The organism is Streptomyces albidochromogenes (assembly GCF_005981925.1).
GTDB lineage: Bacteria > Actinomycetota > Actinomycetes > Streptomycetales > Streptomycetaceae > Streptomyces > Streptomyces albidochromogenes.
In genome coordinates this window covers 14676-34522 of record NZ_VBVX01000035.1, presented here as the reverse complement: position 1 = coordinate 34522, position 19847 = coordinate 14676, and the positions used below count along the sequence as shown (strand labels likewise).

The 19847-nt window shown below is 72.2% G+C and carries 21 protein-coding genes; 9 read left to right on the top strand and 12 right to left on the bottom strand.

Annotated elements, in window-relative coordinates; genetic code table 11:
• Positions 1–88 precede the first annotated feature (88 nt).
• The gene (locus E2E34_RS07560) at positions 89–1111 is read left to right on the top strand and encodes a ribonucleotide-diphosphate reductase subunit beta (RefSeq protein WP_138901142.1); all 1023 of its coding nucleotides are present in this window, start codon (positions 89–91) and stop codon (positions 1109–1111) included.
• A 155-nt stretch (positions 1112–1266) separates the two neighbouring features.
• The gene (locus tag E2E34_RS07555) at positions 1267–2586 is read left to right on the top strand and encodes a tetratricopeptide repeat protein (protein ID WP_138901141.1); all 1320 of its coding nucleotides are present in this window, start codon (positions 1267–1269) and stop codon (positions 2584–2586) included.
• A 23-nt stretch (positions 2587–2609) separates the two neighbouring features.
• Here the strand turns inward: E2E34_RS07555 and E2E34_RS07550 are convergent, their stop codons facing one another.
• The gene (locus tag E2E34_RS07550; protein WP_138901140.1) at positions 2610–2828 is read right to left on the bottom strand and encodes a hypothetical protein; all 219 of its coding nucleotides are present in this window, start codon (positions 2826–2828) and stop codon (positions 2610–2612) included.
• An 81-nt stretch (positions 2829–2909) separates the two neighbouring features.
• Here E2E34_RS07550 and E2E34_RS07545 point away from each other — a divergent pair, with 81 nt between their 5' ends.
• On the top strand, positions 2910–3878 hold the full coding sequence (locus E2E34_RS07545; protein ID WP_138901139.1) for a helix-turn-helix domain-containing protein: 969 nt from the start codon (positions 2910–2912) through the stop codon (positions 3876–3878).
• Positions 3879–3906: 28 nt separating this feature from the next.
• Here the strand turns inward: E2E34_RS07545 and E2E34_RS07540 are convergent, their stop codons facing one another.
• The 9 genes from E2E34_RS07540 to E2E34_RS07500 form a co-directional block, all read right to left on the bottom strand.
• Positions 3907–4647 (bottom strand): D-Ala-D-Ala carboxypeptidase family metallohydrolase, encoded by a 741-nt coding sequence (locus E2E34_RS07540; RefSeq protein WP_138901138.1) that lies wholly within the window; start codon positions 4645–4647, stop codon positions 3907–3909.
• Between the two features lie 136 nt (positions 4648–4783).
• Positions 4784–5431 carry a peptide deformylase gene (gene def / locus E2E34_RS07535; protein ID WP_138901137.1) on the bottom strand — a complete coding sequence of 216 codons (648 nt, stop codon included), beginning with the start codon at positions 5429–5431 and terminating at the stop codon, positions 4784–4786.
• A 97-nt stretch (positions 5432–5528) separates the two neighbouring features.
• A complete protein-coding gene (locus E2E34_RS07530; RefSeq protein ID WP_028811741.1) occupies positions 5529–6515 on the bottom strand; it encodes a tetratricopeptide repeat protein in 987 nt (328 codons plus the stop codon).
• Positions 6516–6630: 115 nt separating this feature from the next.
• A complete protein-coding gene (locus E2E34_RS07525) occupies positions 6631–7911 on the bottom strand; it encodes an HD-GYP domain-containing protein (protein WP_138901136.1) in 1281 nt (426 codons plus the stop codon).
• Positions 7912–8056: 145 nt separating this feature from the next.
• Positions 8057–9475, bottom strand: coding sequence for an HD domain-containing phosphohydrolase (locus E2E34_RS07520; protein WP_138901135.1), 1419 nt, complete (start codon positions 9473–9475; stop codon positions 8057–8059).
• 145 nt (positions 9476–9620) lie between these two features.
• A complete protein-coding gene (rsrA, locus tag E2E34_RS07515; RefSeq protein WP_138901134.1) occupies positions 9621–9947 on the bottom strand; it encodes a mycothiol system anti-sigma-R factor in 327 nt (108 codons plus the stop codon).
• Complete coding sequence (locus E2E34_RS07510; RefSeq protein ID WP_167518243.1) at positions 9944–10603, bottom strand: sigma-70 family RNA polymerase sigma factor; 660 nt, start codon at positions 10601–10603, stop codon at positions 9944–9946. Before E2E34_RS07510 ends, rsrA begins: the two co-directional genes overlap by 4 nt.
• A gap of 234 nt (positions 10604–10837) precedes the next feature.
• On the bottom strand, positions 10838–11458 hold the full coding sequence (locus E2E34_RS07505; RefSeq protein WP_138901145.1) for an alpha/beta hydrolase family protein: 621 nt from the start codon (positions 11456–11458) through the stop codon (positions 10838–10840).
• A 68-nt stretch (positions 11459–11526) separates the two neighbouring features.
• Complete coding sequence (locus E2E34_RS07500; protein ID WP_138901132.1) at positions 11527–12342, bottom strand: SOS response-associated peptidase; 816 nt, start codon at positions 12340–12342, stop codon at positions 11527–11529.
• A 49-nt stretch (positions 12343–12391) separates the two neighbouring features.
• Between E2E34_RS07500 and E2E34_RS07495 the strand changes: the two genes are divergently transcribed.
• The 4 genes from E2E34_RS07495 to E2E34_RS07480 all read left to right on the top strand — a co-directional run bounded on the left by E2E34_RS07495 (position 12392) and on the right by E2E34_RS07480 (position 15995).
• Complete coding sequence (locus E2E34_RS07495) at positions 12392–13105, top strand: M50 family metallopeptidase (protein ID WP_138901131.1); 714 nt, start codon at positions 12392–12394, stop codon at positions 13103–13105.
• Positions 13106–13212: 107 nt separating this feature from the next.
• Positions 13213–14556 carry a 3-phosphoshikimate 1-carboxyvinyltransferase gene (aroA, locus tag E2E34_RS07490; protein ID WP_138901130.1) on the top strand — a complete coding sequence of 448 codons (1344 nt, stop codon included), beginning with the start codon at positions 13213–13215 and terminating at the stop codon, positions 14554–14556.
• Between the two features lie 14 nt (positions 14557–14570).
• The gene (rsgA, locus tag E2E34_RS07485) at positions 14571–15581 is read left to right on the top strand and encodes a ribosome small subunit-dependent GTPase A (protein WP_138901129.1); all 1011 of its coding nucleotides are present in this window, start codon (positions 14571–14573) and stop codon (positions 15579–15581) included.
• Between the two features lie 90 nt (positions 15582–15671).
• Complete coding sequence (locus E2E34_RS07480) at positions 15672–15995, top strand: DMT family transporter (RefSeq protein ID WP_138894894.1); 324 nt, start codon at positions 15672–15674, stop codon at positions 15993–15995.
• Here the strand turns inward: E2E34_RS07480 and E2E34_RS07475 are convergent.
• On the bottom strand, positions 15961–16683 hold the full coding sequence (locus E2E34_RS07475; RefSeq protein ID WP_138901128.1) for a TetR/AcrR family transcriptional regulator: 723 nt from the start codon (positions 16681–16683) through the stop codon (positions 15961–15963). The two genes, E2E34_RS07480 and E2E34_RS07475, sit on opposite strands and share 35 nt — an antisense overlap.
• Before the next feature lie 150 nt (positions 16684–16833).
• Here E2E34_RS07475 and hisN point away from each other — a divergent pair, with 150 nt between their 5' ends.
• Complete coding sequence (gene hisN / locus E2E34_RS07470; RefSeq protein WP_138901127.1) at positions 16834–17628, top strand: histidinol-phosphatase; 795 nt, start codon at positions 16834–16836, stop codon at positions 17626–17628.
• A gap of 180 nt (positions 17629–17808) precedes the next feature.
• Positions 17809–18222: a CBS domain-containing protein gene (locus E2E34_RS07465; protein WP_138901126.1), complete on the top strand. Its 414-nt coding sequence runs from the start codon at positions 17809–17811 to the stop codon at positions 18220–18222.
• A 62-nt stretch (positions 18223–18284) separates the two neighbouring features.
• Here E2E34_RS07465 and E2E34_RS07460 read toward each other — a convergent pair whose 3' ends face one another.
• Positions 18285–19736: a catalase gene (locus E2E34_RS07460; protein ID WP_208765173.1), complete on the bottom strand. Its 1452-nt coding sequence runs from the start codon at positions 19734–19736 to the stop codon at positions 18285–18287.
• Between the last annotated feature and the right edge of the window lie 111 nt (positions 19737–19847).

The following is a 19847-nucleotide window of genomic DNA, read 5'->3' as shown; positions in this document are numbered from 1 at the left end:
CCGTACAGCAGGCCCCCGCCGCCCCCGACGCGGACGCGATCGCCTGCTCCCTTGAGAACCCCGAGTCCTGCGAGGCGTGCCAGTAATCATGAGCGAAAAGGCTGCAATCTCTAAGAACCTGCTCGACCCGGGCTTCGAGCTGACGCTGCGTCCGATGCGCTACCCGGACTTCTACGAGCGCTACCGGGACGCGATCAAGAACACCTGGACGGTGGAGGAGGTCGACCTCCACTCGGACGTCGCCGACCTCGCCAAGCTCTCGCCGGGCGAGCAGCACATGATCGGCCGGCTGGTCGCGTTCTTCGCGACGGGCGACTCGATCGTCTCCAACAACCTGGTGCTGACCCTCTACAAGCACATCAACTCCCCCGAGGCGCGCCTCTACCTCTCGCGCCAGCTGTTCGAGGAGGCCGTGCACGTCCAGTTCTACTTGACGCTGCTCGACACCTACCTGCCCGACCCGGACGACCGCGCGGCGGCGTTCGACGCGGTGGAGGAGATCCCCTCGATCCGCGAGAAGGCGCAGTTCTGCTTCAAGTGGATGGACTCGGTCGAGAAGATCGAGCGTCTGGAGACGCAGGCCGACCGCCGCCGCTTCCTGCTAAACCTGATCTGCTTCGCGGCGTGCATCGAGGGCCTGTTCTTCTACGGGGCGTTCGCGTACGTCTACTGGTTCCGCTCGCGGGGCCTCCTGCACGGCCTGGCGACCGGGACCAACTGGGTCTTCCGCGACGAGACCATGCACATGAACTTCGCGTTCGAGGTCGTCGACACGGTCCGCAAGGAGGAGCCGGAGCTCTTCGACGACGCTCTCCAGCAGCAGGTCACCGACATGCTGAAGGAGGCCGTCGAGGCGGAGCTCCAGTTCGGCCGCGACCTGTGCGGTGAGGGCCTGCCCGGCATGAACACCGAGTCGATGCGCGAATACCTCCAGTGCGTCGCCGACCAGCGGCTGGAGCGCCTCGGCTTCGCGCCGGTGTACGGCTCGCAGAACCCGTTCTCCTTCATGGAGCTCCAGGGCGTGCAGGAGCTGACGAACTTCTTCGAGCGCCGCCCGTCGGCGTACCAGGTCGCGGTCGAGGGCTCGGTCGCCTTCGACGACGACTTCTAGATCCGTCCCCGGGTGCGGGCCGTCTTCGCGCAGGCGCGAGGGCGGCCCGCACGCGTCGCTCCCCCGTCGCTCCCTTCACCGCCGACGCCCCGCCTGCTCTACTGGAGCGGCCGGACCTCGGCAGGAACGTCGGCGTTCGCGGTGGGGGTGGAGGCATGAACGACCTGCGGGATCAGGACGAGTTGCGCGCCCGGGCCCGGGCCGGGGACCGGTCGGCGGGGTGCCGGCTGGCCGAGCTGCTGGCCGGGCAGGGCCGCGTCGAGGAAGCCATCGCGGTGGTTCGCGCGCTTCCGCCCGGGGCCGCCGTCCGCAACCTGCTGATCCGCCTGCTTCTGCGGGCGGGCCACATCGAGGAAGTGCGGGCGATGGCCTACGCGGGCGACATCACCGCCCGTTCATGGCTGGCCGAGCTGTTCGCCGAACAGGGCCGCTTCGAGGAACTCGGGCTGCTGGCCGCCGGCCGCCCTCACACCTCCGTGGCCCGGCTGCTGGCCAGGTCACTGGCCCGGGCGGGCCGCGTGGACGAGGGCGTGGCCGTCCTGCGTGAGCGCGCCGAGCGCGGCGAACCGTACGCCTTCGACTGGCTGGTCGACCTGCTGATCGAGAACGAGCGTGTCGAGCAGGCCGTCGCCGTACTCCGTGTCCGGGCCGACGCCCGGGACGGTGACGCCGGCCACCGGCTCGCCCGGCTGCTCGCGGACCACGGGCGCACCGACGAGGCCGTCGCCGTCCTGCGGCGCCGGGGCCGGCGCTCGCCGTACCTGCTCGCCGAACTGCTCACCGGCCAGGGCCGGGTCGACGAGGCGGTGGCCGTACTGGACACCGAGGCCGCCGCCGGTCACCGGCACGCCATGGAGCTGCTGGTCGACCTGCTCGCCGCCCAGGGCCGGATCGACGACCTGCGGACCCGGGCGGAGGCCGGCGACAGCACGGCGGGCGGGCGGTACGCCGACTGGCTGGTGGAGCACGGCGCGATCGACGAACTGCGCGCTCGTACGGACGCCGGTGACGTGATCTCGTCGGTGCGTCTCGTTCCGCTGCTGGCCAGGCGTGGCCGTATCGACGATCTGCGCGAACTCGCCGCCGCGGGCGACACCTACGCGGGGCTGATGGCGCTGTTCACCGAGCTGGATCAGGTCGAGGCCGCCCTCGACATCGTCCGGGCCGGTGGCAACGACTGGCACATCCACGGCCGCCTGTGCGACAGGATCGTGGAACTGCTCGCCGCCCGGGGCCGTGCCCAAGACGCCCTCGCCGTCGCGGAGACCCGCGCCGCCGAGGGTGACGAGGACGCCGCGGACTGGGTCGTCCGGCTGCGGGCCCTCACCGGCTCCGGTGCGCCGCAGGGGCCCGCGCGACCGGTCCCCGACGCCGTCGTCCCGCCGGAACCGCGGCGGCGGCCGTCCTTCCGCGCTTTCCGGCGCCGGGTCGCGCGATGGCGGCCCGGCGCGGGCGAGCACGGCACCACCCCGTGACCGGTGAACCGGGGGCTGATCGTTCACCTGCCGGCCGACGACAGCGCGTCCGCCGCGACGGTCCGCCGCACCGGCCGCCGTCCGGGGGCGCCGCGGAGGGTCTCGGGCCGGCGCGGGCGGGGGTTCTCGGCCTGCCTGAGCTGCCGGTCGATCCGGCGGTCCCTGGCGTGCCCGAGGAACGACGGGAGGGTGAGGAGGATGAAGAGTACGAGGACCACGAGGTAGTTCAGGAAGGTTGCCATGCGTCCACTCTGGTCCTCGGGACGAAGAAAAGTCAGTGGCAGGACTGTCATGGAACCGCGAATTACTGCCACACTGAGTGCATGCTGAAAAACGTGGCCGTGGCTCTCGTCGACGGAGTGAACCCCTTCGAACTGGGCGTGATCTGCGAGGTGTTCGGGATCGATCGCAGCGATCAGGGGCTGCCGGTCTACGACTTCGCGGTCTGCGCCGCCGAGCCGGGCCCGATCGCCGCCCGTTCCGGCGCCTTCTCCATCTCCGTGCCGCACGGCCTGGACCGGCTGGAGAGCGCCGACCTCATCGCCATCCCCGCCGACCAGCACTGCGAGGCCCGCACCTACCCCGAGCCGCTCCTGGACGCCCTGCGCCGGGCCGTCGACCGCGGGGCCCGGGTGCTCAGCGTCTGCTCGGGCGCGTTCGTGCTCGGGGCGGCGGGGCTGCTGGACGGGCGCCGGTGCACGACCCACTGGCGGCACTCCGCGGAGCTGGCCCGCCGCCATCCGCGCGCCAAGGTCGAACCCGACGTGCTGTACGTCGACGAGGGCGCGGTCATCACGTCGGCCGGTACCGCGGCCGGGATCGACGCCTGCCTGCACCTGATCCGCCAGGAGCACGGGTCCGAGGTGGCCAACACGATCGCCCGCCGCATGGTCGTCCCGCCGCACCGCGACGGCGGCCAGGCGCAGTACATCGAGCGCCCGCTGACCCACGTGCGCTGCGACACCGTGGGCGGGGTGCTGAGCTGGATGGAGCGGCACCTGGACCAGGAGATGACCGTGGAGCAGCTCGCCGACCGGGCGCACATGTCGCCCCGGACGTTCGCGCGGCGCTTCCTCCAGGAGACGGGCACGACGCCGTACCGCTGGCTGCTGCGCCAGCGGGTGCTGCTGGCGCAGGAGTTGCTGGAGGCGACGGACGACACGGTGGACGCGATCGCGGGCCGCGCGGGCTTCGGGAACGCGGCGGCGCTGCGCCATCAGTTCGTACGGTCCCTGGGGACCACTCCGAACGCGTACCGCCGCACCTTCCGGGGGCCGGCGCTGGCCGCCTAGGCTCGTGGCCGGGCCCCCGGAAGACGGCTCAGGAGACGCCGCAGCCGGACGCCGACCAGAAGCGGCTCGCGCGGTGGTCCAGGTGGGTGTGGTCGCTGTGGCCGGGGTATCCCGGGCCGAGGATGCCGTTGAAGCCGTGGTTGCGGGCCTGCTTGGCCAGGGTGCACAGGGAGTGCGGGCCGGAGCCGAGGTCGGCGGCGTCGCCGTACAGGTGACGGCTGCCGGCCGCCCCGCCGACCGCGTCGTTGCACGCCTGGGAGCGGAATCCGCTGGTGACGGTGATCGGCTGGTCGCCCAGCGCGTGCCGCAGCGCCTCCAGTTTCCACATGGTGCGCAGGGCGTTGGACTTGGCGGTGGCCGCGCTCACGGCGCCGCCCGCCCAGGTGCTGTTGCAGTCGTTGAGTTCGGCGTAGCTGAAGTGGACGGGCGTGCAGTCGTCGTCCTGGAGGGCGTAGAGCTTGCTGAAGGTGGCCGGTCCCGCGACGCCGTCGGCGGCGAGCCCGTACGCGGACTGGAAGCGCTTGACCGCCGCGGTCGTGGCGGGACCGTAGTCGCCGTCGATGCCGAGTACGGCGCCGTAACCGGGGTAGCCGCCGAGCCGGATCTGCAGCTGGGTGACGTCGGCCCCGGTGGCGCCCTGGGACAGGGTGCGGGACCAGGTGTAGCAGCCGTCGGCGTGCGCGGTGCCGGCCGTGGCGACCGTACCGGCCAATCCGGCGACCATGAGCATGACAAGACAGAGAACGGTTCTCGCCGTACGTCGGAGCATGGGACCTCCATACCGAGGAGCGCGGGAGCGGGGGGCACGCCCGAGACTGACGGGCCCGTCGACGCGCGTCAACAGGGCGGCCGCCCTGGTCATTTGTCGGACCAATGGCGGTCGCCCCACGGCAACGGCGGGTCAATCAGTCGTTCGGGACGGTCTCGTAGCGGGGCGTGCCCTCGGCCATCTGCTTCAGCGCGTCCTTGCGGTCGCGCTTCGACAGGCGGTCGATGTAGAGGTAGCCGTACAGGTGGTCCGTCTCGTGCTGGAGGCACCGCGCGAAGTAGCCCGTGCCGCGCACCTTGATCGGGTTGCCCTGGGCGTCCTGGCCGTGGACCTCCGCGTAGTCGGGGCGGCCCAGCTCGGCGTACGCCGTCGGGACGGACAGGCAGCCCTCGTTGGACTCGTCGAGCCGGCGCTGCTCCTGCGAAAGCTCCTGAAGCACCGGGTTGCAGACCACGCCGACGTGACGCACGCCGTCGTCGTCCGGGCAGTCGTAGACGAAGACCTTGAGGTCGACACCGATCTGGTTGGCGGCCAGGCCGACGCCCTCGGCGGCGCGCTGGCTGGCGAACATGTCGTCGATCAGCGCGGCCAGCTTGTCGTCGAACTCCGTGACGTCCTTGCACTCCTTGTGCAGGACCGGGTTCCCGACGACGGTGATGGGACGGGCGGTGCCGCGCTCGCGGTACGCCTGCTCGCGCTCCTCGGTGTTCTCCGTGTCCACGACGAACCCGTCGTCGCCGGCCTGCTGGTCCGTCTCCTGCTGGTCCGTCTCCTGCTGCGCCATGTCCGCCGTACGCCTTCCTCAAAGCCAAGAAACCCAAGAACCCGGCAGTACCGGATCCGATGCCCGTACAGCCTACGGGCAGGCGGGGGCGGACCTCTCAGCAGACTTCTTCCAGATCCCGCCACTCACGGCTGTCGGGATTGTCGGCGACCCATCCGTCGAGCAGCCCGCGCACCAGCCCGGCGGGCGCCGCGATGCCGCACTCGCGCTCCGGCAGCCACAGCTCACCGGCGCCGGCCGTGCGGTGCCCGAGCGGCCCGGGGTGGCCGGGCTCGCTGTGGTCGTGCGGGTCGAGGTGCTCGCCGTCGCCCTCGTCGCTGGGCATCTGCGACTCGGAGCAGGACCGGCACAGCAGCCGCACGGACGACGACCAGTCCTCAGCGGCGAACCCCGCGTCGGCGGCCAGCCGCTCCAGGGCGTCCCGGTCGGCCTCCGTCGCGGCTTCCAGGAGCACCACCCAGGTCGGCACTGGCGACGGGGCCCACAGCTCGATCTCGTCGAACACGGGGAACGACGGGCCGGCGGCGGTCACGCGCTCGCCGTGCGGCACGCCGTCGTGCAGGACGACCTCGCCCCAGCGCCGCCCGGACGACGGCAGCGGGATCGACAGAACCTCTATCCGCGCCGGGTCGAGCCTGCGGCCCCACACGACCTCGGCCTCGCCCTCCGGCGAGAGGCGCACAGCGGCGCTGCCCAGCTCCATGCCGTGCGGCTCGCCGCTCTCGGTGGGCTCCCCCGGCACCTTCAGGCCGTACGCCTGCCAGGCACGGCGGGCCAGCGGCCAGTCCTGGAGGGCGGTGGCCGCGATGCCGACGTTCCACCAGTCCGGTGCGCCCGTCTCCCGGTCGAGGAGCGCGACGGCGCGCAGCCCGGCGGAGCGCGCCTGCTCCCAGTCGTGCCGGAACTTGTGCAGCAGCGCGAGATTGAACCAGGACTCGGACAACCAGGGTTCGAGGTCCGCCGCGCGCGTCAGCAGAGCCCCCGCGTCCTCGTACCGACCGTCGCCGATCAGCGTGAACGCGCGGTCGGTGGCCTGCCGCCACGAGGCGGATGGCCGATGCCGTACCTTCCCGAAGATCTTCACGATTCCCGCCTGTCCCGCCTGCCGGTCGCTGAAGGTCAGTCCCCCCGGACGCCCTCTTGTTCCTCTTCTTCGCATCCAACCATGCCGGGTCGGAGGGCCGCTCATTACCCATGGGTTACCCAGGTGGGGACGGGGTCAGACCGCCCCGGGCCAGGACGCGCGCCAGGGATTCCACGACCTCGGGCTGATAGTCGTGGCCGGTCCCGAGACGCAGCTGTTCCAGGGCGCTGAGCGGCCCGCCCAGTCCACCTCCGCTTTCCCCCGAGAGATCGTCGTATGCGTTGACGGCGCGGACGATACGGGCGGAAAGCGGCTGCTCCCGGTAGGGGTCGGCCTGCCGCTCCACGACGACCGCCACCTCGGCGGGGACCCCGGTCTGGCGTACGACCGCTCCCCCGAGCAGGGCGATGCGGCGCTGCTCGGCGGGCGGGAGCGAGGCGGTGGCCCCGCCCTGGACGGGGTCGAGGAGGGAGAGCTGCCCGATGTCGTGCATCAGCGCCGCGTACTCCAGGACGGTCAGGTCCGGCTCGGAGAGCCCCAGCTCTCGCCCGACGGCCCGGCTGAGCAGGGCGACGCGGCGGGCGTGGCCCTGGGGGGTGTAGCCGGCGATCTCGGTGGCGCGGGCGAGCGAGGTGATGGTCTGGCGGTACGTCGTACGGACCGCGGCGTACCGGCGGAAGGACAGCTGGGTCAGCAGCAGCGGTACGCAGAAGACCGGAAGCGCCCAGAGCCCGGCGACGGCGACGCCGAGCGCCATGACGGCCCCCGTGGCGCAGACCGCCGACCCGATCCCCAGCAGCGCCCGCAGCTCGTCGCGCAGGAGCGGTCCGTACGGGTAGCCGGTACGGGCGCGGGCCATGGCGGCGGCGAGTACGGCGTCGCACAGTGCGGTGAGCACGAGCAGGAGCGCGAGGAACAGGGCGTGGTACGGGCCGTGGCCAACCCGCTCGCCCCACAGCCCGGAGTTGTAGAGCGGCTGGAAGCACACGGCGGCGAAGGCGACGGTGAGGACCCGGCGGACGACGTGGTCGAGGGCCGGCCCGTGCCCGGCGGCGATGTGCGGCACGGCCCCGGCGAGGGCGGCGGCGACCACGACGGCGACGACCTGGAGGACGCCGTGGGTGGTGGGCTGCCCGGCGATCTGGCCGAGCAGGGCGTACGCGAGGGCTCCGGCGGCCCCGAGCGGTGCGGGCTCGCGCTCGGCGGGCAGCGCGCAGGGACCGGTCCGTACGCCCCACCGGGAGAGCTCACCGAGGGTGATGAGCACGCCGAAGGCCAGGGCGATGCCGGGTTCGGTGACGCCGTACCAGAGGGTGTCGCCGAGCGCGTAGAGGGTGAGCACGGCGGCTGCGCCGTACACGCCGCCGAGGGCGTACGCGGGCCCGCGCCCGCTCACCCGGCACGCCCCGGCCGCATGCCGCGGCCCGCGTCCCGGCCGGCCACCGAGGAGCGGGATCCGGGGCCGCGCACCGGTTCGGGAGGGCGCGGCGGAGGGTAGGGCTCGCCGGGACACCCCGTGGGCCCGGTGGCCGGAGCGGCGTTCACCCGGGCCGGCCCGGGTCGTTCGGCCGCGCGGCGGCGAGGGGCGAACCCGCCTCGCCGCCCCGGGCGGGAGCGGGGGGCTCGTCGCCCCCGCGCGGTGGCGGGACGTTTCCTCTGGGGTCGGCCTGCTCGTCCGAGGTGACCCGGGGGTGCCAGCCCTGCCGGGTCAGCGCCCGCGCGAGCGCCCGCACCATCCGGGGGTCGAACTGCGTTCCGGCACACCGGTCGAGCTCCCGCAGAGCCGTCCCGACCGGCCGCGCCCGCCGGTAGGACCGCGTCGAGGTCATCGCGTCGAACGCGTCGGCCACCGCGACGACCCGCGCGAACTCGGGGATCTGGCCGCCCGCGAGCCCGTACGGATAGCCGCTCCCGTCGAGCCGCTCGTGGTGGTGCAGGATGGCCGCCCGCGCCTCCCCGAGGAAGCCGATGCCCCGGACCATCTCGTGCCCGTACTCGGGGTGCAGCTCGATGACCCGCCGTTCCTCCGGGGTCAGCGGCCCGTCCTTGCGGAGCAGCCGCGTCGGGACGCCCAGCTTGCCCACGTCGTGCAGGATCCCGGCGAACCGCAGCACCTCGACGCGGTCCTCCTCCATGCCGATCTCGCGCGCGATCATCACGGACGCGCGGCCGACCCGTTCGCTGTGGCCGCGCGTGTACTTGTCCTTGATGTCGACCGCCTGCACGAGCGCGCGGATGGTCGCCTGGTGGGCGGCGCGCTCGCGGTGGTACTGCGCGAAGACCCAGCAGGAGATGTACATCGGCAGCAGCACGAAGAGCGCCGCGAGCGGCCCGTACGGACTGCGCCAGAGCACCGCCGTCATCAGCCCCGCCAGCCCCTGCACACAGTGCGGCGCGACGGACCGCAGCAGCAGCCCGCGCCACGCGGTCCGCGCGGGCAGCCGCTCGGCCGTGGCGAGGATGCCGCCGTCGAGGGCGGTCAGGACCAGGCAGAAGGCGAGGACGGCGGCCCCGGCGGGCAGCAGGACGTACGGGAAATCGGGCGCGGCCGCACCGCCCCCCAGCGCCGCACCGCCGTCCAGGAGCGCGCGGACGTGCGCCGCGCACCACGCGGCCAGCGCCAGCTGGGCCGCCCGCCAGACCCGGCGCACCGCGCGCGGGCGCCGCTCGACGTGGCCGGCGAGGGCCCCGGGCACGGCGACCAGCGCGGCGGCCGACGGGGGCAGCAGCAGGACCGCGGCGAGCAGCACCGGGAAGAAGGAACCCGAGCCGACCCGTACCGCGCTCACGAGGAACGGCCGGCGTCCGAGCACCTCGCACGCGGTGTAGAGCGCGGCCAGCAGCGCGGCGGCCCTCCAGGGAGTGCCGGCGCCGGGCCGCAGAGCGGGGAGGGCACAGCAGACGGCCGCGATCAGCGCGCACAGGATGTACGCGCGCCCCGCCACCGAAAGAGCTCTCACCTGCGTCGCTCCAGTTGTCCCGGTCCGCTCGCCTCAATGCGTGCGCCAGGCTAGCGAGTTGGGGGAGGCCGGATACGACGAAGCGGCCGATTACCACCTTCGAGTGATAATCGGCCGACTTCGCGACAAGCAGGGTGGCGGGTTGTTACGCCTCGTTGGCCGCGGCCGGACGGTCGGCGGCCGTCGTGGCCGTCACGTCCTGTTCGGGCACGGCCTGCCCCGACCGGATCAGGTCGATACGCCCCATGACCTTGGACCGCAGGTCGGCGGGTACGTCGTCACTGCCGCAGCAGCGCTTCACCAGCTTCTTCACGGCCTGTTCGAGGCCGTACTTCTCCAGACACGGGGAGCACTCCTCGAAGTGCACCTCGAACTTGGTGCAGTCGCTGTCGGGCATCTCGTGGTCGAGGAACTCGTAGAGATGATCCAGGACCTCAGAGCAGTCAGTCTCGTGCGGCTCTCCGCAGCTCATGAGCCCGAACCTTTCCCGTCGTTCGACTCTCCGGCACCCGCCGGAACCAGCCCGCGGTCACGCGCGTAGTCCTCGAGCATGCCGCGCAGTTGACGGCGGCCCCGGTGCAGCCGGGACATCACCGTGCCGATGGGTGTTCCCATGATGTCCGCGATCTCCTTGTACGCAAAGCCCTCGACATCCGCGAGGTAGACCGCGATGCGGAACTCCTCGGGGATGGCCTGCAGCGCGGACTTGACGTCCGAGTCGGGCAGGTGGTCGAGCGCCTGCGACTCGGCGGAGCGCAGGCCGGTCGACATGTGCGACTCGGCGCGCGCGAGCTGCCAGTCCTCGATCTCCTCGGCGCCACTGCGCTGAGGCTCACGCTGCTTCTTCCGGTACGTGTTGATGAAGGTGTTCGTCAGAATGCGGTACAGCCACGCCTTCAGATTCGTACCCTCACGGAACTGGTGGAAGGACCCGTACGCCTTCGCGTACGTCTCCTGCACCAGGTCCTCCGCGTCGGCCGGATTGCGCGTCATGCGCAGCGCGGCCGAGTACATCTGGTCGAGGAAGCCCAGCGCGTCGCGCTCGAAACGCGCGTTGCGCTCGGCGGTGCTCTCCTCCGCCGCCTGGCCGTCGTCGGTCCCTGTGTCGGTCCCAGTGACCGGACCCACCTCCTCCAACGCCGTGGCGGGGCCGAATGCGGACCCGCTCGAATCGGAGGATAGACGACGATCCTGCCCGGCCGCCGCCCGACGTGGGGCGGTCTTCGCCGCGCTGAGCACCGTCCACTCCAGGTCAGCGGTGTTCGAGCGGCTCGGGCAGATGGTCGATCCCATGCGACGGACTCCCTCTCCACGTACGTGCGGTCTATGTCGACGCACGCAATAACAGAAGGTCCCCGCTCATCATTCCCGCAGCCCGTCGATCCAGTTCCGCACGGCGTCGGTGATCGTCGCGACGATCTCCTCCTCGGTGCGTCCGGCCTTCTTCGGTACGGCGAAACCGTGGTCCCCGTACTCCACCTCCACGAGGTCGTACTCCCCGTCCGGGAACTCCGCCGGCTTCCCGAAGGGATCGTTTCCGCCCTGTACGACCAGCGTGGGGACCCCGGCGCCCAGCAGCTCCTCGGCGCGGGACTTCTCGGGGCGGCCGGGCGGATGCAGCGGGAAGCTCAGCGCGAGCACCGCGTGGGCGCCCAGTTCCCCGGCGGTACGGCACGCCACCCGCGCCCCGGCGCTGCGCCCGCCGGCCACGACCGGCAGGCCGGGCCGCAGCAGCGCGGGCCACAGTCCGCGCCATCCGGCGTCCAGGGTCCCGGGCGCGGGCGCGACCTTCTTCCCGGCCACCCGCCACGGCTGCTCCACCAGCGCGACGCTCACCCCGCGTTCGGGCAGCGCGGCCGCGAGCCCCTGGAGGTCGCGTGCCCCGATCCCGCCGCCGGCGCCGTGGCTCACGGCCAGGACGAGCCAGGGCGTCTCGGCCTCGGCCCAGGTGATGCGGGCTTGGCCGGTCTGCGTCTCCACCATCTCGCTGTGCGTCACGGCACCATCCTGCGCCCGCGCCGCCGCGTGCTCAAACGCCCACGCGCGTCGCTTCAGAACAGCGTCTCCACCTCCGGCGCCGCCAGCTCCTCCAGCAGCTCCGGCCCGTTGTTGCGCACGTTGCTCACGGCGGTGGTCACCGCGTACGCCCGCATCAGCCCGCCCGGCGGCGGCGCCAGCAGCTCCCGCAGGCCGTCCAGGTCCGTACGGGCCGGGTCCAGCCACGCGTCCCAGCGGTCCGGGGTCAGCATCAGCGGCATCCGGGGGTGGATGTCGGCCAGCGACCCGGGCCCGGTGGCCGGCGCGACCGCCAGCGGGTCCTTCTCCGCCTCGGTGGTGATGACGGAGCACGTCACCCACCACGCCTGCGGGTGGTCGTCGGGCAGCGTCCGGTCGCGCCAGAAGTCGTACAGACCGGCCATCGCCATGACCGACCCGTCGGCCGGCGTCACGAAGTACGGCTGCTTGCGCGGCCGCTTCTTCCTCCCCTGCTCCTCCAGCTGCCGCTCGTCGGCGCCGGTGACCCACTCGTAGTAGCCGTCGGCCGGGACGAGGCAGCGCCGTGAGACGAACGGCTGGCGGAACGACGGCTTCTCGTGCACCGTCTCCGCCCGCGCGTTGATCATCCGCGCCGCGCCGTCGGGCGACTTCGACCAGGAGGGCACGAGCCCCCACTTCAGCTTCCTCAGCTGCCGAACCGGGCGCGGGTCCCGCGCGTCCTTCACAGGACGCTCCAGGACGACGTGGACCTCCTTGGTGGGCGCCACGTTCCAGTCCGGTGCGAGTGCCTCCTTGGGCTCCCACTTGCGCACATCGAACATCCCGACCAGATCCTCGGGCCGCCGGCTCGCCGCATACCGTCCGCACATGAGTGCCAGACTGCCACGACTGCCCCGACCGCAAGGAGCCGCCCGGAAAATGGACAGCACCCAGCTCGGCGACCTGTGGGACCGCGTCTTCGGTACCCAGCCCGATCCCGACCAGTGGCTGGTGATCGCCACGGCCGTCGCCGCTCTCGCCGTCGTCGTCCCGCACGTCCTCTGGCGCGTGGCGCGCAACGCCATCACCATCGCCCACGAGGGCGGCCACGGCCTGATCGCCCTGCTCACGGGGCGCAGCCTGGACGGCATACGCCTGCACTCCGACACGAGCGGCCTGACCGTCAGCCGGGGCAAGCCCACCGGCATCGGCATGATCCTCACCGCCGCCGCCGGCTACACCGCGCCCTCCCTCCTGGGCCTCGGCGGCGCCTGGCTGCTCGCGGCGAACCGCATCACGCTCTTCCTGTGGATCGCGACGGCCCTGCTGCTCGCGATGCTGGTGATGATCCGCAACGCGTACGGCGCCCTGACCGTGATCGTCACCGGCGCCGCCTTCCTGCTGATCTCGTGGCTCACGACGCCGGAGGTGCAGGCCGCCTTCGCGTACGCCGCCGTCTGGTTCCTTCTCGTCGGCGGTGTCCGGCCCGCCTTCGAGCTCCAGTCCAAGCGCCGCCACGGCGGCGCCCCCGACTCGGACGCCGATCAGCTGTCGCGGCTCACGCACGTACCGGCCCTGGTGTGGCTGCTCTTCTTCCACACGGTGTCGCTCTGCGCGCTGCTGGGCGGCGGTCGCTGGCTGCTCGGACTGTAGGACCGGCCGCCACGGTGTGTCACGGCGCCCGTACCGTTGGGTTACGCCCTGGTTTCGGCGCTTTTGATCAAGATCCGGCTCCGCCGCGAGCCACTAAAGTGATGGCCATGACCGACAGCTCCGTGCACCCCGCCCTCTGGCCCGCCCCGCGCGCGGGCGAAGCCGTCGACGCGACCGTCACCGTGCCCGGATCGAAATCGGTCACCAACCGCGCGCTCGTCCTGGCCGCGCTCGCCGCCGAGCCCGGCTGGCTGCGCCACCCGCTGCGCTCCCGCGACACCCTGCTGATGGCCGACGCGCTGCGCGCGATGGGCGTCGGCATCGAGGAGACCGTCTCGTCCAGCTCGTCGGCGACGGCCGAGCTCAGCGGCTCGGGCGAGGCCTGGCGCGTCATCCCGGCGGGGCTGCACGGGCCCGCCGCGGTCGACGCCGGCAACGCCGGCACCGTGATGCGCTTCCTGCCGCCCGTCGCGGCGCTCGCGGACGGTGACGTGCGTTTCGACGGCGACCCCCGTTCGTACGAACGTCCCCTCGGCGCCGTCATCGACGCGCTGCGCACGCTGGGCGCCCGTATCGACGACGACGGCCGCGGCGCCCTGCCGCTGACCGTGCACGGCAACGGGGCCCTGGACGGCGGGTCGGTCGACATCGACGCGTCCGCGTCGTCGCAGTTCGTGAGCGCGCTCCTGCTCTCCGCCCCGCGCTTCAACCAGGGCGTCGAGGTGCGGCACACCGGCGCCGTACTGCCGTCCATGCCGCACATCCGGATGACGGTCGACATGCTGCGCGCGGTCGGCGCCCAGGTGGACACCCCCGAGTCGGGCGGTGAGCCGAACGTCTGGCGGGTCTCCCCCGGGGCCCTGCTCGGCCGGGACCTGACCATCGAGCCCGACCTGTCCAACGCGCAGCCGTTCCTGGCCGCCGCCCTGATCACGGGCGGCCGCGTCACCATCCCCGACTGGCCGGAGCGCACCACCCAGCCGGGCGACGCGCTGCGGGAGATCTTCACCGAGATGGGCGGTTCCTGCGAGCTCACCGAGCAGGGGCTGACCTTCACCGGCACCGGGACCGTGCACGGCATCGACGTGGACCTCGGTGACGTCGGCGAGCTCACCCCGGGCATCGCGGCGGTCGCCGCCCTGGCCGACTCGGAGTCCGTCCTGCGCGGCGTCGCGCACCTGCGGCTGCACGAGACCGACCGGCTGGCCGCCCTCACCCGGGAGATCAACGCGCTCGGCGGCGACGTCACCGAGACCGCCGACGGGCTGCGCATCCGCCCGCGCCGCCTGCACGGCGGGACCTTCCACACGTACCACGACCACCGTATGGCGACCGCCGGCGCGATCATCGGCCTCGCCGTGAAGGACGTGCAGATCGAGGACGTCGCGACCACGGCCAAGACACTGCCCGACTTCCCGCAGATGTGGACCGGAATGCTCGACGGAAACTGACGGGGCCTGACGACATGCGCCGCTACGGCAAGAACCCCGACGAGGACGACATCCGGATCCGCCCGAACCGCAAGGGCAACCGGCCTCGTACGCACACCCGGCCCAAGCACGAGGACGCCGTCGAGGGCTTCGTCCTGACCGTCGACCGGGGCCGCATCACCTGCCTCGTCGAGGACCGTACGGTCATCGCGATGAAGGCCCGCGAGCTGGGCCGCAAGTCCGTCGTCGTGGGCGACCGGGTGGCCATCGTCGGTGACCTGACGGGTGACAAGGACACGCTGGCCCGCATCGTCCGCGTCGAGACGCGCGCCTCCGTGCTGCGCCGCACGGCCGACGACGACGACCCGTTCGAGCGGGTGGTCGTGGCCAACGCCGACCAGCTGGCGATCGTCACCGCGCTGGCCGACCCCGAGCCGCGCCCGCGCATGATCGACCGCTGCCTGGTCGCGGCGTACGACGCCGGGCTCACGCCGCTGCTCGTCCTGACCAAGTCGGACCTGGCCCCGGCGGACGCCCTCCTGAACGCCTACCGCCCGCTCGGTGTCCCGTACGTCGTCACCAGCCGCGAGGACCTGGCGAACGGGGCGGCGACCGACCTGGTGCGCAAGCACCTGGAGGACAAGGTCACGGCGTTCGTCGGCCACTCGGGCGTCGGCAAGACGACCCTGGTCAACACGCTGGTGCCCGAGGACCGCTGGCGTACGACCGGAGTGGTCAACGCGGTCACGGGCCGAGGCCGGCACACCACCACGTCGGCGCTCGCGCTGCCGCTCACGGGCGTGGCCGGCTGGGTGATCGACACCCCGGGCGTGCGCTCCTTCGGGCTGCACCACGTCGATCCGTCCCGGGTCATCCTCGCGTTCCCGGACCTGGAGCCGGGTACGGAGGGCTGCCCGCGCGGCTGCAGCCACGACGAGGCGGAGTGCGCGCTGGACCAGTGGGTCGCGGACGGCCACGCCGATCCGGCCCGGCTCGACTCGCTGCGCCGGCTCCTCGCCACCCGGGAGCGGCGCGAGGGCGACTGACCCCGCCGCGTTCACCTCTGCGGGCGCCCGGCAAGTGCATAATCGCACCAAGTCAGGCAAAGCAGTCACCGACGCGGGAGGCGACCGACCATGGCGTGGCTGCTGGTGATAGTGGCCGGTCTGCTGGAGACCGGCTTCGCCGTGTGCCTGAAGCTGTCCCACGGCTTCAGCCGGCTCTGGCCCACCGTCGCCTTCTGCGCGTTCGCGCTCGGCAGCTTCGGCCTGCTGACGCTCGCGCTGCGCAAGCTCGACGTGGGACCGGCGTACGCGGTGTGGACGGGCATCGGGGCGGCGGGCACCGCGATCTACGGGATGGTCTTCCTCGGCGACGTGGTCTCGACGCTGAAGCTGATCTCGATCTCGCTGGTGATCATCGGCGTCATCGGCCTCCAGCTCTCGGGTTCGGCCCACTGAGGCCCGGTCCGCCCTGGCCCGCCCCGGCGAGGGCCCTGCGCAGCAGCCGTGTGAAGCCGTCCGCCGGGGCCGTGGGCGTCAGGACGTACGAGAGCGCGAGCCGCAGGACCAGCTCGCAGCGGTACGCGACCTCCGCCGCCTCCTCCTTCGTACGTCCCGTCCCGAGCGCGGCGAGCGCCCTGTCCCGTACCGCCGCGATCAGTTCGGCGGGCCCCGGCGATCCGGCGTCGGCGCGGCGCTGGGCGGGCACCGGGGACACCGCCGTGTACGGGACGGTCCTCGCCGGCCGGGGGGCGGGCAGCCGGTCGCCCCAGCACCCGGTGAGCAGCGCGCGGACGAACGGATTGGCGCGGGCGGCGCCGACGGTCCACTCGGCCACGGCCACCAGCCGGTCCTCGGGGCCCGCCGTCCGGGCCGCCGCCGGCGTGTGGGCCCGGCCCGCTCCCCGCCCCGCCGCCCGCTCGGGCAGCCGGCCGGCCAGCGCCCGCTCGACCCCGGCCAGGAATCCGTCGGCCTCGCGGCGCACCAGCGCGCGGGCCAGGCCGTCCTTGGTGCCGAACTCGTTGTAGAGGGTCTGCCGCGAGACGCCCGCCGCCGCAGCGACGTCGACCATCCGCACCCCGGACCACGGACGGACCGCGAGCGCGGTGAAGGCGGCGTCCAGCAGGGCTTCTCGCGCTGTGGGCATCGCGTTCGCCTCCCCGACGGCTGGGGTTTCAGAGTTGACGCGCCGCCGGACACTGTCAATGGGCCCCGCGCCGCGCGTACCGGGCCGCGGGCGGCGCCCGCACCGCGAGACCGTGTGGTTCGCGCAGAACGCGGTCGATACTGTTCAGTCATGCCCGACTACCACGATGATCTGCGCTTTGCCCATGTTCTCGCCGACGCCGCGGACGCCACGACGATGGAGCGCTTCAAGGCTCTGGATCTCAAGGTCGAGACGAAACCGGACATGACGCCGGTGACGGAGGCCGACAAGGCCGCCGAGGAGCTGATCCGCAGCCACCTGCACCGCGGCAGGCCGCGCGACGCCGTCCTGGGTGAGGAGTACGGGCTCCAGGGCACGGGCCCGCGCCGCTGGGTCGTCGACCCGATCGACGGCACCAAGAACTACGTGCGGGGCGTGCCGGTCTGGGCGACCCTGATCTCGCTCATGGAGGCCGGCGAGAACGGCTTCCAGCCCGTGATGGGCGTCGTGTCCGCGCCCGCGCTGGGCCGCCGCTGGTGGGCGGCGAAGGGCGGCGGCGCGTACACCGGGCGCAGCCTCACCTCCGCCACCCGCCTCCACGTCTCCAAGGTCGACCGGATCGAGAACGCGTCCTTCGCGTACTCCTCGCTGAGCGGCTGGGAGGAGCGGGGCCGGCTCGACGGCTTCCTGGGCCTGACCCGCGACTGCTGGCGGACGCGCGGCTACGGCGACTTCTGGCCGTACATGATGGTCGCGGAGGGCGCGGTGGACATCTGCGCCGAACCCGAGCTCTCGCTCTGGGACATGGCAGCGAACGCGATCATCGTGCAGGAGGCGGGTGGCGTCTTCACCAGCCTCGAAGGAGTGACGGGCCCCCACGGCGGCAACGCCGCGGCGTCCAACGGCCTGCTCCACGAGGAGATGCTGAACTACCTGCGCGCCTAGTGCCCGTGGCCCCCGCGCCCGGAAAACCGGCGTGCGGGGGCGTCCGGTCGCCCAACTCCCCCTCCCGCGCCCCCTTGTTGCCTCGCCGGTCAACTGCCACTCTGTGAGTCCCCCCACTTGTGAACTTGTGAATCGGTTCTCGTAGCAGATGCCCGCTTCACCAAGGAGGTGGCTCCGTCCATGCTCGTCCGTGACGCCATGAGCACGGTGGTCCTCACCATCGGCCCCGCCCACACACTCCGCCAGGCAGCCCGACTGATGGCGGAGCGCCGCGTCGGGGCGGCCGTCGTCCTCGACACCGACGCCGGCGGCCTCGGCATCCTGACCGAACGCGACATCCTCGTCTCCATCGGCTCGGGCCAGGACCCCGACCGGGAGACGGCCGGCACCCACACCACCACCGACGTCGTCTTCGCGGCCCCCCGCTGGACGCTGGAGGAAGCCGCCGACGCCATGGCGCACGGCGGCTTCCGGCACCTGATCGTGCTGGACGGAGACGGCCCCGTCGGCGTCGTCTCCGTACGCGACATCATCCGCTGCTGGGCACCGGGCCGCAGTCGGTCGCGGCCGCAACCGGGAGCCCTCGTGGCCTGAGCGCGAAAGAGGGCCGGACCCCCTCGGGGGATCCGGCCCTCTGCCCACGACAAGCGTCCGTACTAGCCGCGCAGGGCCTGGACCGCGGCGTCCAGCCGCTTGCCGAAGTCGTCGTCCGCCTGACGGAAGTTGTTGACCGCGCGCTCCGCGATGTCGTCGCGCGACACCTTGGAGATGAACTGGGCCAGGTTGTCGATCAGGCGGCCCTTCTCGTCCTCGGACATCAGGCGGTAGAGGTTGCCCGCCTGGACGAAGTCGTTGTCCTCGGCGTGGACCGGGGCCTCGTGGTTGCCCGTGCCGCCGTTGACCGGGACGGACTGCCACAGCGGCCGGCCCGTCTGCGTGGGGCCGCCGAAGCTGTTGGGCTCGTAGTTCTTGGTGCCCTTGTGGCGGCCGTCGTACAGGAAGCCGTCACGGGAGTTCGTCCGCGCCTCGGTGGCGTGCGGACGGTTCACCGGCAGGTGGTCGGCGTTGATGCCGACGCGGTAGCGGTGGGCGTCGCCGTACGCGAAGAGGCGGCCCTGGAGCATCTTGTCGGGCGACGGGCCGATGCCCGGCACGAAGTGCGCGGGGCTGAAGATCGACTGCTCGACCTCGGCGAAGATGTTCTCCGGGTTGCGGTTGAGCTCCAGCTTGCCGATCTCGATCGGCGGGTAGTCCGCGTGCGGCCAGACCTTGGTCAGGTCGAACGGGTTGAAGCGGTACGTCGCCGCCTCGGCCGCCGGCATGATCTGCACCTGCACGGTCCAGGACGGGAACTCACCGCGCTCGATGGCCTCGCGCAGGTCGCGCTGGTGCGAGTCGGGGTCGACGCCGGAGAGGCGGTTGGCCTCGTCGGTGGTGAGGTTCTTGATGCCCTGGTCGGTCTTGAAGTGGTACTTGACCCAGAAGACCTCGCCGGCCTCGTTGTTCCACTGGTACGTGTGCGAGCCGTACCCGTTCATGTGGCGCAGCGTCGCCGGGATGCCGCGGTCGCCGAACAGCCAGGTCACCTGGTGCGTCGACTCGGGGCTCAGGCCCCAGAAGTCCCAGACGTTGTCGGCTTCCTGCGAGCCGGTGTACGGGTCGCGCTTCTGCGTGTGGATGAAGTCCGGGAACTTGATGGCGTCCTTGATGAAGAAGACGGGGGTGTTGTTCCCGACGAGGTCGTAGTTCCCCTCCTCCGTGTAGAACTTCAACGCGAAGCCGCGGGGGTCGCGCACCGCGTCCGCGGAGCCGAGGTTGCCCGCGACCGTCGAGAAGCGCAGGAAGGTCTCGGTCTGCTTGCCGACCTCGGAGAGGAACTTCGCCCGCGTCCACTGCGAGACGTCACGGGTGACGGTGAAGGTGCCGTAGGCACCGGCACCGCGCGCATGGACGATGCGCTCCGGTATGCGCTCGCGGTTGAAGTGCGCGAGCTTCTCCAGCAGCGCCTGGTCCTGGACCAGAACGGGACCGCCGACGCCAGCGGTCTCGCTGTTCTGGTTGTCGGCGACCGGCGCGCCGGCCTCCGTGGTAAGCGGTCCCTGCGTCACGTGCGCCTCCTGCGTCATACCTGCAAGTCCTGTCCCTTGGCGTTTGCCGTTCTCGATCCTACAATAGACTTTGTCTAAGTCAAGCAAACATCCAAAGTCACACCCGTTCGG